Annotated in this window: 11 protein-coding genes; 7 read left to right on the forward strand and 4 right to left on the reverse strand. The window is 45.1% G+C overall.

The window, feature by feature from the left end:
- The first annotated feature begins 142 nt into the window (after positions 1–142).
- Positions 143–3,664: a T6SS effector BTH_I2691 family protein gene (locus tag R2S67_RS08175; protein ID WP_317343182.1), complete on the forward strand. Its 3,522-nt coding sequence runs from the start codon at positions 143–145 to the stop codon at positions 3,662–3,664.
- 3 nt (positions 3,665–3,667) lie between these two features.
- Positions 3,668–4,606, forward strand: coding sequence for a hypothetical protein (locus R2S67_RS08180; RefSeq protein ID WP_317343183.1), 939 nt, complete (start codon positions 3,668–3,670; stop codon positions 4,604–4,606).
- Positions 4,607–4,728: 122 nt separating this feature from the next.
- Here the strand turns inward: R2S67_RS08180 and R2S67_RS08185 are convergent, their stop codons facing one another.
- On the reverse strand, positions 4,729–6,825 hold the full coding sequence (locus R2S67_RS08185; protein WP_317343185.1) for a methyl-accepting chemotaxis protein: 2,097 nt from the start codon (positions 6,823–6,825) through the stop codon (positions 4,729–4,731).
- Between the two features lie 578 nt (positions 6,826–7,403).
- On the opposite strand from R2S67_RS08185, the gene R2S67_RS08190 reads away from it, so the two are divergent.
- The 3 genes from R2S67_RS08190 (at position 7,404) to R2S67_RS08200 (ending at position 10,377) form a co-directional block, all read left to right on the forward strand.
- Positions 7,404–8,081: a response regulator transcription factor gene (locus tag R2S67_RS08190; protein ID WP_048625732.1), complete on the forward strand. Its 678-nt coding sequence runs from the start codon at positions 7,404–7,406 to the stop codon at positions 8,079–8,081.
- Positions 8,078–9,379 carry a HAMP domain-containing sensor histidine kinase gene (locus R2S67_RS08195; RefSeq protein ID WP_317343187.1) on the forward strand — a complete coding sequence of 434 codons (1,302 nt, stop codon included), beginning with the start codon at positions 8,078–8,080 and terminating at the stop codon, positions 9,377–9,379. Before R2S67_RS08190 ends, R2S67_RS08195 begins: the two co-directional genes overlap by 4 nt.
- Before the next feature lie 101 nt (positions 9,380–9,480).
- Entirely contained in the window at positions 9,481–10,377 is an 897-nt protein-coding gene (locus R2S67_RS08200) for a 1-aminocyclopropane-1-carboxylate deaminase/D-cysteine desulfhydrase (protein WP_317343188.1), read from the forward strand.
- A gap of 39 nt (positions 10,378–10,416) precedes the next feature.
- On the opposite strand, the gene R2S67_RS08205 is transcribed toward R2S67_RS08200, so the two are convergent.
- Together R2S67_RS08205 and R2S67_RS08210 are read right to left on the reverse strand one after the other, a co-directional pair.
- Positions 10,417–10,959 carry an isochorismatase family protein gene (locus R2S67_RS08205; RefSeq protein ID WP_182033153.1) on the reverse strand — a complete coding sequence of 181 codons (543 nt, stop codon included), beginning with the start codon at positions 10,957–10,959 and terminating at the stop codon, positions 10,417–10,419.
- Positions 10,960–11,109: 150 nt separating this feature from the next.
- A complete protein-coding gene (locus R2S67_RS08210) occupies positions 11,110–11,970 on the reverse strand; it encodes a LysR family transcriptional regulator (RefSeq protein WP_005376746.1) in 861 nt (286 codons plus the stop codon).
- A gap of 99 nt (positions 11,971–12,069) precedes the next feature.
- On the opposite strand from R2S67_RS08210, the gene R2S67_RS08215 reads away from it, so the two are divergent.
- Together R2S67_RS08215 and R2S67_RS08220 are read left to right on the forward strand one after the other, a co-directional pair.
- Positions 12,070–13,134, forward strand: coding sequence for an HlyD family secretion protein (locus R2S67_RS08215; protein WP_025794957.1), 1,065 nt, complete (start codon positions 12,070–12,072; stop codon positions 13,132–13,134).
- A gap of 9 nt (positions 13,135–13,143) precedes the next feature.
- The gene (locus tag R2S67_RS08220; protein WP_048625735.1) at positions 13,144–14,163 is read left to right on the forward strand and encodes a DUF2955 domain-containing protein; all 1,020 of its coding nucleotides are present in this window, start codon (positions 13,144–13,146) and stop codon (positions 14,161–14,163) included.
- A gap of 250 nt (positions 14,164–14,413) precedes the next feature.
- On the opposite strand, the gene R2S67_RS08225 is transcribed toward R2S67_RS08220, so the two are convergent.
- Positions 14,414–15,442, reverse strand: a complete 1,029-nt coding sequence (locus R2S67_RS08225) for a methionine synthase (RefSeq protein ID WP_268845306.1) — start codon at positions 15,440–15,442, stop codon at positions 14,414–14,416.
- Between the last annotated feature and the right edge of the window lie 3 nt (positions 15,443–15,445).

The raw sequence follows: 15,445 nt of genomic DNA on the forward strand, positions 1-15,445 counted from the left end.
TAAACACCAACCAACTTATTGGAAAAACAAACAATTATTTGATTGAATCAAAACAATACAAAACTAACTCATTGATTTTTAATTACTTTATTTTGGTGCGATATTTGCGTAATAGAGTAAAACTCTTAAACATGGGCTAACGATGAGTAATCCACTTCCACCAAAAACTTCTATGTTCTGGTATGACAACAGCTATACCTATGAGGAGGCCGTTCAGGCATTTGAAAGCGATGGTACGCTGAAATCGCTGAATATCGTTCCAACCACGGAATCCGATGATCTTGCTGGCTCACCCCCAGAGCGCAGTATGTTTTGGGAGGGAGAAACAAAAAAAATCGATCCGCCACCGCCGTCAGAACCAGAACCTCTCAATTTAAAAAACGAGAAAGAACCAACAGAGGCTTTACCGGCACACTTCATCCCTGTTCGCTACGCCATCGATCAGCTAGAAACGGAAGAAACACAATCTTTTGGTTTGCCTGAAGAATGGAAAGGCCAAGGCCCAGCCAAACTCAATACCGTTGGCTACACCCTGCGTCAGCTTCGTGATGGTTGGTTGTATGTCTATGATGCAATCAATAAAAGCCTAGACGAATACGAAATCAAAGGAACGCAATTCACGCTCTACAAGCTGGGAGAGTCGGAAAGCCCAGAATCCGAACAGCGTGGGACACCAGAAGGGGCAAAACCTTTTCTTACTTACGAAGATGGGAGCGTGCTGTCGATTTGTTACTCTGAACACCGTTGGACATGGAACATGTTCATGCGCGTCCTTAACAATCCAAGTAATCATATCGATCGCATGCAGACTGTTGTTCTGTCTGCAAACGAGAATCAGCACAACATTGCACCAATCGATAAGTTAACTCAAGTGGCTGATATTGAATCTTCTGCCGTTGATGATGGGCGTTTTGCAGATTCTGGCATCGCTACCAAAGCTGATGAAGATGGTTCCGTCTTTAAACCTGTCGCAGCCGAGAGTGACTTAACCTCTGCGATTCCAGAAGAAGAATCGGGCTACTTCGTCGCGATAAAAGATTACGCCGCAGACATTCAAGACATGTCGCTGCATTTTGTTGGTGCTGCAAGCCCTTACCGTCTTTTCACTGACCAGTTTTCGAACCAGTGGAGCTTGATGCAAACTGCCATGCAACTGTGCATGTTCGGGGCAAGTGACGAGATAGACATGCCAGCTAGCGTTAAGCGTAACAGTGAAGAGCTGTCGTTTTATACCGACATGGCAGAATATTATGACTCATCTAGTCAACTCGATTTGGCAGAACAAAACAAAAGTTCAGTTCAATCAGGCTATCCCGCTAAATTTTCCGCTGGAGCGATTGAATCACACCAACATACCCAAAGTGACATTGCCAAAGCAATACAGGACAAATATCGAATTTCTGCGAGTCGATTTGGTAAATACGAACAATGGATAGCGACTGAACGCTGGCGCAAGCAGCTCAACTGGAAGCAAATGCTGAGTGAAATGCAAGAGCTGTCAGAACAAAAAGAGACCATGCTTGCCGAAGTTGTCTCAGTAAAACGAGACTTTATAGCAGTCATGGAGTCCTTAACGCCCCATCATCTCGAGAGAACCTTCGACCTATACAGCGAAGACACGCAGTACAGCTTGTATCAACTGCACAAGCAAGCCGTTGAGTCATTTACTCTGGTGATGCAAGAAGAAGACCGCCAATGGGCTGAAAGCCAATGGGAGAAACCAACCAGTTTACTCGCACTCTACACTTCCGGGTTTAGTCGTAGTCTCTTTAAACAAGTGGAGAAATTAATTCCTGAACAAGTTTCAAATCAGGTAGGTGAAGTAGACGTCGCCAAAATTGTTCCAGACACTGAAAGCTCAGACAAACAGTTTATGGACTACGTTTCGGCAGCAAGTAACCGTGTGGGTATGTATGCAAAAGTAATGGACTTTATTTCTAACCCAAATACTGCAGAAACCGAGTTTTTAAGAGATATAGCAAAAGGATTCGATGGGCTAGATACCATATTCAAAGCGACTAACAGTGCTTTACTGAAGGGGGCAATAGAGGTTGGTGTTAGCCTTACAGCCCAAGCGTCTATCTTAATGATATCTCTATTGTCAAAACCGCTCACCCGAACAAGTTTTTACATAAGAGCTGCCGTTGTAGAACGTTTATCGATAGATACTCCGCTCAATGTCAACAAAGGCTACGCACAAAATTTTGGTTCTTGGAAATCCAATCATGATAAAAAACTTATCGCATCCAACCAAAACAAGGAAGTTTTAGCAGCCTTCAACAAGGGTGATAAAACTATATCAAACACGCAGTATAAGAAGGCTCTCCAGCAACAGCGGCACCTTCAAAAAAGCTTAGCCGTTGCGACGTTTGAATACCCACAGTACGTAGAGCTTCCAGATGACGTACTTGAGGCAACAATTCAAATGCGTAAAGACATATGGGATAACAGATTAAAAAACCTTAATAAACGGTTTGAAAATGTAGGCGGTCTAGGCTTCTTAGCTCTGATTTTCAACTGCCTCGCACTTGCTGATGCAATGAACAGTATTCAAGAAACAGGGTTAATGTCACAAGATGATTTCTTAGATATTCAACAAAAGCTGTTTTACACGGCCGGTGCTTGGACGGGCATTCGAACAGGGAAGTTATGGGATAAAGTTAAGGGAAATGACGAACTCAGAGAGCACTCGCTAAAAACTCTTAAAAAGTTAGTAGAACGAAATACAAAAGGCTTTGAAAACCTGATTCTTGATGACTTAAAAGTATTTAATAAATGGCTCGCGATTACAGGGGCTTTAGGAGCGTTGGCTGCGGGTATTGAGGCATATCGTTCTTGGCAGAGTGCTGATGACGCTTATGGTCAAGAAAAATATCTGCATGTAGCTAATGCTGCTGCATTAACCGGCATGTCGATAGTCGGTATAATCCAAGCGTACGGAGGATTTACAGGGAAATTAACACTAAACTTAACCTTTGGTGGACCTGTTACCGCAGTTTTAGCTGTTCTCACGTTAGCATACCTAGCCATCAATTATAAACTCAACAAACTGAAACAAGATGACTTCCAAAAATGGTTAGATAAACTGCCTTGGGGTTATCACCCGAGTCGTACTCAGTGGAGCCAATCTGCAAGTTTGCCCGAAAGAGAGAAGCACAATTCAGCATTGGTGCAGCAAGCACTGTTTGACTTACAATCTATTATTCAACAGCCAACGGTATACCATCAGCCGATTGAAAAAATTCAGGCTTATCCAGGCTATACACATCGTGAGTTAGTTGGCTTGGAAGTGCATATTCAGCTGCCACGTCGTGCTGCAACGAATGGTGTTACAGTGCGTACCAACACCAAGGCAACAGAAGATGATTTGACGTCAGGTTCTTGGCATCAAAACGCAGATTTAGTCACGCTAGAAACGCAGAGCCAAGCTAGCAAAGAGTTACTGGTGTATAAGGTAACGTTGCCGATTAAAGAGACCGATCAATACCTTGCCATGCAAGTAGCGTATGATATGGAAGATGATGCCCCATCAAAGCGTGAGTATTGGTTCCAAAATAGCGTAAAACAGAGTGCAACTCATAGCGTGATTTCAGACAATACCAAACAAAACATCATTAAAAAATCACTCACACCCGCTGTTGGTACATTAGGTTTTCAGGAGTAACCCTTGGCATATTCACCATTTTATATCACCCCAGAAGAGTTGGCGGTTTATCAAGAGGCGCAAGAGCAAGAGATCCTCTCAGGAGACAATTTAACAACATGGCGTAAATATGATATCGAGGAAGCGAATCGTTTTGCATATATATTTGACAGCTTAGTTCCAATTGCCATCATGTCAGTGGTTCTTTTCTTGTTTTGGTATACCTTAGGCCAAGACCCTCTGATGGGGTATGTTGCTGTTGGTGTACTAATAATGGGGTACGGACTCAGCTACCTTTTGTTTGGCCTCGATTATCGCTATGACTATATTTTTTCTAGCAAAGGCTTTGTGATGAAAAAGCGTCGCAATATGCCTAAATGGGTAAATACCGCTACGCAAGCTGTTGGCTGGATAGGTGCAGTGGTGTGTGTGATTATGGTAGCACTGGTTGGTCCGATGGCATTAGCTGGAGCAGGTGCCTTCATTTTGCTTTCATTTGGTATGTTAAAACGCCAGCCTGATGAACGAACAGAAGTTAAAGTGAGCGAACGAGAAGATTGGCTTTTTGCGGACTACAACAAGAAAAGGAAAGTGCTCCAGTTCTATTTTAAGCATGACATATGCAGATATCGAGATACTGCTCATAAGACTATCTTTCGCTCACAAGATAGAGCAGATTGTTATGTTTTCTTTAAAACTGAAGCGGATTTAGAATCCATGGTCGCGCAACTGTCAAAGGTCTACAAACTGAACTGTACCGAGGTCGATGACCATAAAAAGTTGTTTGAAGCAAAGCCAGAATCAAGGCTCTTTAGTATTCCGGTTTGTAGTAAAGAATATCAAACCGATGAGGTCTTTGATTTTAGGGCTTCGAAAGCCCCGCTCCCAGAGCAAGAATACCTTTACAACGGCAAGTGGCAAACGGAATCAGAAATCGAACGCTTAAAAGCGGAAGGTGCATAGCAAGCCAATCCCGCTTCATAGTTAAAACAAGCATGAAAAAGGGCTCCAAAGACAACTCTGGAGCCCTTTGTTTTGTGATCAGTAAACGTTTTAAGTCGGGTTAAACTCTCTCACTTACTTGATTAAGACAACTTGAACTTACTCAACTCGCCGTGAAGATCACTGGCTTTTACTGTCAGTTCGTTACTGATCGCTACAGAAGATGACATGCTATCCATCACTTCCATCGCCGTATCATTAATCACAACCACATTACGGTTGATCTCTTCCGACACCGAACTTTGCTCTTCTGCCGCTGAAGCGATCTGATTATTCATATCATTAATCACTTCAATAGCTTGGTTTATTTCGGCCAACGCCAACTGCGCTGCTTGTGTTTCTTCTTTGGTATCCACCGCTTGCTTCTGGCTTTGCTCCATTAACACGACTATTGATTGCGTTTCTTGCTCCAAACGAGCCAACATTGCACGAATTTCTTCTGTCGAGCCTTGTGTCCGCGTTGCAAGGTTGCGGACTTCATCGGCTACCACAGCAAAACCACGACCCGCTTCACCAGCACGCGCAGCTTCAATCGCAGCGTTCAGAGCCAACAAGTTGGTTTGATCGGCAATGCCACCAATCTCACTCAGAATACCCTGAATCGCCGTGCTTGAAGCCACCAAATTCTGCGTCTGGTGCTGTGCATCATTCACTTGCGAAGCGAGGTTATCCACCGCGCTTGCAGCATTGTCCATACGCGACATGCCATTCGCACTATTGCTTTGAACTTGGCTTGCCGCCGCTGCTGCTTGTACCGCAGAATTTGCCACTTCTTGTGCGGTTGCGCTCATCTCATTAATCGCCGTTGCTAGCGAGTTGACTTCGTTCACTTGAACGTTCAGTTGATCTCTCGAAGCCGCCGCGCGAGCTTGGCCTTCACTTGCGTTTTTATCAACTTGGTCTGCCGTCGCCATTACGGTTAAAAGCATTTCCTGAATGCGAGCGAGGAAGGTATTAAACCAGTGCGCCAGTTGGGCAGTTTCGTCCTTACCTTTCACCTCAATGCGGTAAGTTAGGTCGCCCTCGCCTTGCGCTGCGTCTTTAAAACGCTCCACTAAGTTAGTTAACACTTTACCCAACGAGGTCGCGATCATCGTCATCGCAACAATACCAATCAGAGCCGCAATAATCCCTGCCCACACTCCCTTTTCAAGAGCTTCTGCACTTTGTTCTTCACTCCATCGCTCGTAGTCATCCACGTTCTTTTTAAGGAAGCTACTGGGAACCGACACCATAACGATCCAAGGCGCATCGCTGGTTTCAATTGCAGTAATCGCATACTCATCCCCGCCAAACGTCACAAGGCCTGCGCCTTTTTGTTTCGCAATGGATTGAATACGCGCCCATTGAGACGCCAACTCATGAGAGACTTTCTTACCCACTTGATCCGCTTGGCTGCTGTTCGCCAGCGTGATGCCTTTCCACGAAGAAATCAGAATACGGCCTTGTCCATCAAATAAATCGCTCGCGTAATCTTCACTTTGGCTTTGTAACTCGTTCAATGACAAATCAAAACCGAGAGAACCAATGATCTCGCCACGTAACTTGATTGGTTGGCTAATGGTCGTGATCAGTTCTTGTTTGCCGCGAACCGGATACATGTACGGTTCCATCACGAACGTTTTGCCCGTTTCGTAAGGCATCAAGTGCCAATCGTCTTTACGCTCACCGTTGTTGTTTAATTCAGTATTGCTAAAGCTATCCATCGCCACGACATCAAAACTGTTGTGCGAATTTGGCGAAAAGAATGGCGCTAAGTAGCCTTCGCTATTAAAGCCAAGGCTTTTGTCTTGAATCGTTGGCTCAACCCACGATGGCTTTTCCCATACCATGTAACCAGCAAACACAGCTTTGTTCTGAGCTTCTAGCGACGCAATAAACTGTTTAACAATAATGTCTGGCGTTGCGGCCGTCTCTGCGCTTAATTCGATAATTGAACGCGCTTGCTTTAAGTTCGCCAACACTGGCTCTAACTGGTTGGAAATATTCAGCCCTTGCTGAATCGCCGTATTGCTCAGGTCGGTCGTGGTGGCTTCGGTCAGTTGAGATTTTACTTTTGTAGTGATTTGTTCATTCACTTGCGTGAACGCATTGGTTGTCATACCCATTGCAATCAATAGAGTGAAGGCCATTGCCCCACCCGCACTGACAGCAATTCGAGTGCGTATACTGTTAAACATGATCGCCTCACAAATTGATTTTTATCTGGCATTAAGCATTGGAAGGATCATGGATTTTAAACAAGTAAAGTTAATGGAAGGCTTTCATTTACGAACAGAGCAAGAACAGAAAATGAAGTTTTATTAATAAAAATAAAATAATGCAGGTTTTCGCTTATACATGAAGCCATTGATTTAATTGAATTATCTCAAAAAGGAGAATCTAAGCGTTTGTATTTAAAAGCAATAACCATAATTAAAAAAGGGACTTAAGAGAAGTAAGAACTTTTTCTATGAGTGAGTCAGTAAAAATCAGTAATTACTAACAACGTGCTCAAGGTCACATAAATAATTTAGTATCTTCATGTTTTATATAGAGTTAACAGAATCAAATAATCCACCCCATTTATACATCAAGAGAAATTGATAGATATGAACAAAAGATCGTAGATTTACTTGGATAATAAGACGGTATTCAAGCTAGACATTGAAAACCGACACAAAGGTGAGAAAATCATCGTCGACAACTTTTTCACACCTATAGTGAATAATGTTCGTTAAGATCAACATTCGAATTTATCGAGATTGGATAAGAATAAATGAAGCGTGTACTTTTGGTAGAAGATAATCGTGAAATAGCGGGAATGTTGTTTGATTATTTTGAGTGTGCTGGCATGCAGCTGGATTATGCCGACAACGGTGAGCTAGGCTTAAAACTGGCGATGGATAATGCGTTTGACATCATTTTGCTCGACCTCATGCTGCCGCGCATGGATGGCCTAACACTGTGCAACAAGCTACGCGATGCAGGTAATAACACTCCGGTGTTGATGCTGACAGCACTTGATAGCCGAGACGACATGCTCAAAGGCTTCCAACACGGCGCCGACGACTACCTCACCAAACCGTTTGATCTCGATATTCTTGAAGCACGCATGACTGCATTGATTAAACGCTACCGCGGTACGGTTGCATCAACCAAACTCCAGTATGGCGAAGTGTCTATCGATCAAAAAACGCATCAAGCCTACCGTCAAGATAAGCTGTTGGCGTTGAATCCAACCACGTACACGATTCTAGAAATGCTGGTGAAAAACGCGCCAGAAGTGGTCACACGTGAGGAGATTGCTTTCCGATTATGGCAAGAAGATGAGCCAAATAACGATGTGTTGCGTAGCCATATTTATCAATTGCGTGGGCAGCTCGACAAACCATTCAAAGAGCACGTTTTGAAAACCATTCCAAAAGTCGGCTTCCGATTGGAGCCCGGGGCATGATTCGCCGCTTATTTAACAATACACAAAGCTTAACCGGACGCCTTGAACTCTTCTTCCTTCTAGTGTCGGTTGTGATTGGCTTGCTATGCTTCGCATTGGTTAGCGGAGCGCTATTATGGTCGGAAGATCGCGTCGGTGAACGACGTATTATGATCGATAAAAAAGAGGCGATTGAGCACTTTCGAAACCATCCTGATAGCGGAATCATCAAACTCGATTTACTGACAACGGCATACAACGACATCAATCTCGTCCCTGAGCTCTATCAACCCTTCATTCAAGATAAAAAGTACTTTCTCGCTGAAGTTGCTGACGAACCAGACACTCGCATGATTTACATGAGCACCTACACGCAAGATGGAGAGGAACATCCTATTATTCTGATCTCTCTGATTGATGAGATAGAAATTACATCTAACGAGTTCATGTTTGTTCTCGTTATGGTGCTTGCGGTTGTAATCGGGTTACTTTTGATTTTTGGCAGCCTATTATCGAGACTTTCTCTGCGTCTCATTGAACCTGTTAGTGCCCTAAAAACGCAACTGGACCGCCATCAAGGTGACACCACACAAAAATTTGTTGTCCCTGAAGGCTCTGCAAATGAATTCCAAACGCTCGCAAATCAGCTTAATGAATATCGACATCAAATCAATCAAGTGATTAAACGTGAACAAGCTTTTGCACGATATGCCAGTCATGAACTGAGAACTCCGCTCACAGTGATGAAAGGTTCAAGCAGCTTGCTAGCCAGAAGCCCAAGTACGTCATTTCAAGAACGTCAGATTGGCCGTATTCAAGATGCAACTCAGCAGATGTCGACCATGGTTGATGCTTTGTTAGGTTTGGTTCGATATGAACGCAACACTGACGACAGCCCCGTCCGAACTATCTCAGAGCAAGAGCTTCACAATATCGTTGCTCTTAGCCAAGCGCAAGCTGATGAAAAGTCGTTGGAATTTAATGTACAGATATGGGGTCATCCGCAAACCAAAGCGACCACCGCGGTACTCAACATTACGTTGAGTAACTTAATTCGCAACGGCATTGCAGCCACGTCAGCGGGAACGATTCATATCACCATGACCGATACCACGCTGTCGGTGAGAGATGAAGGCGAAGGCTTCTCTTCCGTACCAGATGCCGAAGGTCATGGTTTGGGACTCATGATTGTGGACGACTTATGCCGACGCTATGGCTGGCAATTCACTATTGATACACATCCAAATGACGGCTGCGTGGCTACTATCGATCTTTCAACCGAGGTAACTGATGGCGAGTCGCAAGACGAAGAAATGTAGAACACAAGATCTCGATACTTTTGATCTTCATTCAATAACGGGTACACTGTGCCACCTTTTTAAATGGCAAAGGTGACACGGTTTATTCCGTCAGCATCGACATGAAACTCTCAGAAAGTCCCATCACCCAACATAGCTTTAATGGGCGCAAATTTTTCCTTAAACGTGACGACATGCTCCACTCCCACTTTTCTGGGAACAAAGCACGTAAGTTTATGACGTTAATGGAAGAGCAAAATCCCGACATCACCACGTTAATAAGCTTTGGCTCCGCTCAATCCAATGCCATGTACTCGCTAGCGGCTCTCGCCCAGATTAAAGGTTGGGCATTTGAGTTTTATGTTCATCACATTCCATCTTGGCTAAAAAGCTCCCCCATCGGAAACTATCGCGGCGCTCTCGATTTGGGTATGAAAATCACCGCCATGCAAGACATCGGTAGCGAACTCCACCCTAGTGAATACATCCACCAGGTACGAAGATTAGATGAGTCGACATTGCTTATTCCAGAGGGCGGACGTTCCCACCTAGCTGAAGCTGGCATCAAACAGTTAGCACGAGAAATTCTTGATTGGACGCGATTAAGAGGTAAAGAGCAGTTTACCGTCGCCCTACCATCAGGCACCGGCACGACGGCTTTATATCTTCATAAACATTTAAGCCCACACGGCATTGAAGTGCTAACTTGCCCTTGCGTAGGCGATGCAGATTACTTAGCTGAGCAGTTCTACAAGCTCGATGAAAACAGCCACCCAACCATTTTAACCGTGCGCAACAAACACCATTTTGGTCGCTTGTACGAAGAAGATTACATCACATGGAAAGCACTCTTTGAACAAACCGACCTCGAATTTGACCTGTTATACGACCCGTATATGTGGCAATGCCTCACCCCTTGGTTGGAAGAGAATACAGATAAAACAGTGATTTATATTCACCAAGGCGGGTTACTTGGCAACGAGTCAATGTTGCCAAGATATCAACGAGAATTTGAATAGCGTGTTCAAATAAAGTTGTTGCTGATTACAGTGATTCCACTATTTGATGAGCGCCAGAATTTCTTTGAATTCAAGTGCTCGGCAATCTTCGACCATTTCATACAAACACATTTCTAGCCCAGTGAGCACCACACCGTTAGCGGTTAGCTTCGCAAGAGCGAGCGCCTTATTGGCAGCGGTTCGGGAAGATACACAATCCGTGACTAATTCAACGCGATAACCGGACTGGCGCAGAGAAACCGCGGTTTGATAGACGCAAATGTGGGATTCAATACCGCAAACCAACCAGGTATCAACTTTCGCGTTCTCCACCGCGACGTTAAACGTCGCCTCTTTACAGCCATCAAACGTGTACTTGGTAATAGGTAAATGCGTGCTTTCAAGCACTTCACGAATCGGCTCCGCGGTTGAGCCCAACCTTTCTGGATTCTGTTCTAGCCACAGAATAGGCAAATCTAGTGCTTTGGCACCCTTTACCAGTTTCGTGATATTTTCAATCAGTGCGTCGCTTTCATGCATTAATGTAGCGAGTTTGCCCTGAACATCCACCACAATCAGGCCCGTGTTTCCTTTCGATAACATTTCCATCTCCTATCTTGTGCGACCACAAACCATACTCAACAAGTTGAGCAACAGTTAATGTATCAGAACCCTTTCATGTTAGAGCAATAAAACCTAGAAAGATGACCTTCGCTCACACATTTGCCCTTAGTTAAGTGTGGTTTGAACTGACTATTTAAATTTCTCTCGAATTAGTTCAATCAAGGCTTTGACTTTATTGGGCAGAAATAAGGCCGAGGGATAAATCAGAGTAAGATGCTGCTTCGGATGCGCGAATTGAGGCAGCACCTCGACCAACAAACCATCTCGCAATGCAGGCTTAGAATGAATTTGAGGAATAAACGCGATGCCGTTTCCTGCTATCGCCATCGAGCGCAGCAAGTTGAGGTCATCCGAACGCAACGCCACATGCAGATCTGAATCGAGCAAATCGGCATTGTAACGATTAGTTAAAAGGCGATGCTGCTTAAGATCTTCCACCGTTTTTACTGGCGGATGCGATTCTAGATAGGCTTTTGACGCAACAAAGTGACTACGATAAGGCAAAAGACTGAACTGCACATAGCTGTCATCGGTGACTTTGACCACGCTCGGAAGAAGCTGTAAATCAAACGATTGACGCTTGAGATCGACACTCTCTTGATGGTTTTCAATCTCGACCGAAATCTCCGGATACCGCGTTGTGTACTCGGTGATGATCGCGTTAAACGCGGCAGAGCTCATCAATGCAGAAGGAATGGCTAAACGCACCTTGCCCGTCAGCTCTTGTTGATATTCGTGCATGGCATTTAAACCTTGCTGAATATGGTCAATAGGCTGCCCCACCAACTCAAACAAGCGTTTCCCGTGCTCCGTCAACTCAATGCTGCGTGTTGTGCGGATCAAAAGCTGTACCCCGAGCGATTTCTCTAATTCTTGCAGGCGACGACTCACTTTTGAGCGTTGTAGTTGATTCGCCTCTGCCGCTGCACTTATACCGCCGTGAACCACCGTCTGAGTGAATAGGTAAATATCATCAAAACTAACGTTCATTGTCCTATTTTTAGGTCATTTATGTTCGTATTATCATTCTACTGAATTGTGAGTGACTTCTCTATAATCCGCTATCCAATATGTTTAACGGAACTTGTAATGACGGCTGACCAAAAATTCAAACACTGGATGCGAACTTTGATTGTCCTGTTCATCGTACTATTTTTGTACATTATCATTGCTGACCGCCACGCCCCCTTAACGACCGAAGGACGAGTGCAAGGATACGTTGTCCAAGTCGCGCCCGAGGTATCTGGTAAAGTGACCGACGTTCTCATCGAGAATAACCAGTCCGTTCAAAAAGGCGATGTGTTGTTTACGATTGATGATCGTAAATACAAGATAGCGCTTGAACAGGCGGAGCTGTCTCTGCAATCCGCTTATGAAAAGGAAGCAACGCTGTATTCTCAACGCGAAGCCGCTCTTGCCAATATTGCCCGCGCCCAAGCGACATTTGATAATGCACACCGCGAGTACAACCGCTTACTGACGCTATCGAAGCAGAAAGTCATCTCTCAATCGACACTCGATAATGCCTTTGCCCAAAATCAGGTATCACGTGCAGCGCTTAAAGCGGAACGACAAAACTTAAAAGTCATTGAGGCGCAATTAGGCGATCAAAAAGGTCAAAGCACCGCCGTTCGAATTGCCAAAAACGGCATCGAAAAGGCGCAACTTGATTTGGCAAATACCGCGGTACTCGCTCCCAGTGATGGTGTCGTGACCAACCTGCAACTAGAAGTTGGCACGATGGCAAACACCAACATGCCATTGCTGACATTTGTACCAACAGGATCACTCTGGGTAGCCGCTGATTTTCGTGAAAAATCCGTCGCGAACGTAGACAAGACTTTCCACGCCCTGGTCACATTTGATGCCAACCCAGGTTCGGTGTACGACTTTGATTTAGCTAGCCGCGATTACGGTGTAGCAGCCGCACAACAAACGCCTAATGGCGCACTAACCAAAGTGGAAGTAAACAACCGCTGGGTACGTGATGCGCAGCGTACACGAGTGAACCTAACCAGCAGCGAAGAGTTACCACCAGCACTGTTTGTTGGCTCTCGCGCTACCATTGTTTTGTACCCAGACAACAACATTTTCTGGCAGTGGATGGCGCAAGCACAGATTCACCTCGCAAGCTGGTTCCACTTCATTTACTAGGTGGCGACAATGAAAACCTTACGAATTTGGTTCGGCTGCTCTTTAGGGCTCGCGCTAAGCATGATCTTCGGTTGGTCTTACGGATTTTTTGCCATCATGATGCCGCTGTTTATTTTGGGCAGAATGGACCACTTTAATCTTTCGGCTTTATTGATTGTGTTTTTCTCTGCGGTGTGGACAACCATACAAGCCACATTTTTACTGGAATACTTGCAGTTTCATCCAACATTAATGACCGTTGCCGTCGGAATCATGATGCTGTTTAAGTGCATTGCAATGATGAACCAGAAAACCTATTTGTTTGGTTACATGGGGCTGTTGGTGGGTTCAATTGTGTTGAACTTTGCCAGCTATAACTTCATGGATATTGAAGAGTTCAACGTTAACATGTGGGTGATGGCGTTCAGCAATATTTTTGTTTGCGCATTCGCGTATTGGTTGTTCCCGGAGCCAAAATCCCCCGCCGAGCACATTGAAATGTCGACCCCAGTGAAAAGCGATATTGACTACATCAGCCAAGTTGCCATGGGTTGGGTAGTTGCGATGGCGGCGTTTATCGTATTCCAAGTAGCGGACTTATATGACTCGCTATCCGCACAAGCTTCCATTTTGATCATCCTAACCCCAATGACTTTAGCGGGCTCGCTCGCCATGGCAAAAATCCGCATCATCGGCACCGCACTAGGCTGCATCGCAGGGATGGCTGTTCAGCTCATATTGGGCAGTTGGTATGGGCATGGGCTACTCTTTTGGCTCGCCTTTACCATTGCTATGGGGCCATTCTGCTTGTGGCTCACCAAGGGGCAAATTAAAGCAGCTATCGCGTTTTCTGCCATGTCTGCCCTATCGGTTCCGCTGACGACCTCGTTGGTGCCAGAACAAAAAGACGCGTTCTTTTCGATCTTGTACCGTTTCAGCTCGATTTTCGTTGCGGTTTTGCTCACCGCGATGGTGATGTGGGTGGTGCATCACTGGATTCGTGTGATGTTGCTAAAGCATCCTGAGATGAGGAACGTGGAGTTGAATTAAGCCTTGGCCGAGGCTGAAAACGGAAAACGGAAAACGGAAAACAAACTATGCCGCTCACTTTACTGCGAGCGGCATTTTTATTTAAAACGGTCATCCTGAACATCGAGGAACGAGCGTGATTCAGGATCTACCCACCGAGTGCTGTAAAGCTTGGAGGTTATCGCCATTTCCCGTCGAGTTGTTAGTAGATTCCTAGACTCGCTGGAATGACCCTAACTTTAGTTTATGGTGTCGAGCCTAAGTCTTAATATCAACCCACCAACTCTTTACGAATGATCTCCGCTCCCGCACTTAGCGCATTGAGCTTAGCGGTTGATACTTCACGAGACAAAGGTGCCATACCGCAGTTGGTACATGGGTAAAGCTTGTCGGCATCAACGTACTTCAATGCCTCTCGCAGTGTGTTCGCCACTTCTTCTGGCGTTTCAATTTCGTTGGTTGCAACGTCAATCGCACCAACCATCACTTTCTTACCGCGAATCAACTCAAGCAACTCAATAGGCACTCGCGAGTTATGACACTCAAGCGAGATAATATCGATATTCGATTGCTGCAATTTAGGGAATACTTCTTCGTATTGTCGCCATTCAGTGCCTAGCGTTTGCTTCCAATCCGTGTTCGCTTTGATGCCGTAGCCATAGCAGATATGCACCGCCGTTTCACATTTCAGCCCTTCAATCGCACGCTCTAAACATGCAATGCCCCACTCGTTCACATCATCGAAGAACACATTGAACGCAGGCTCATCAAACTGAATGATGTCGACACCTGCAGCTTCAAGCTCTTTCGCTTCTTGATTGAGGATCTTCGCAAATTCCCAAGCCAGCTTTTCACGGCTACCGTAATGATCATCATAAAGCGTGTCGATCATCGTCATAGGGCCTGGCAGCGCCCACTTGATCGGTTGCTTAGTTTGCTGACGCAAGAACTTTGCATCTTCAACAAACACGGGCTTTGTGCGGCTTACTGGGCTAACCACCGTCGGAACACTTGCTTCATAGCGGTTGCGAATGGTCACCGTTTTACGGTTTTCAAAATCTACGCCGCTTAAATGCTCAATAAAGGTCGTCACAAAATGTTGGCGAGTTTGCTCGCCATCACTGACGATATCAACGCCTGCCAATTCTTGCTCTTGCAAAGCGACACGTAGCGCATCGCGTTTGCCATCAATCAGTTCTTCATCTTGCAGTTTCCACGGTGACCAAAGTTTTTCTGGTTCCGCTAGCCAAGAAGGTTTCGGTAAGCTGCCAGCCGTTGAAGTCGGTAATAATGTTTTCATCGT

Source organism: Vibrio sp. T13N, from assembly GCF_032970445.1.
In the GTDB taxonomy this organism is placed as follows: Bacteria; Pseudomonadota; Gammaproteobacteria; order Enterobacterales; family Vibrionaceae; genus Vibrio; species Vibrio diabolicus.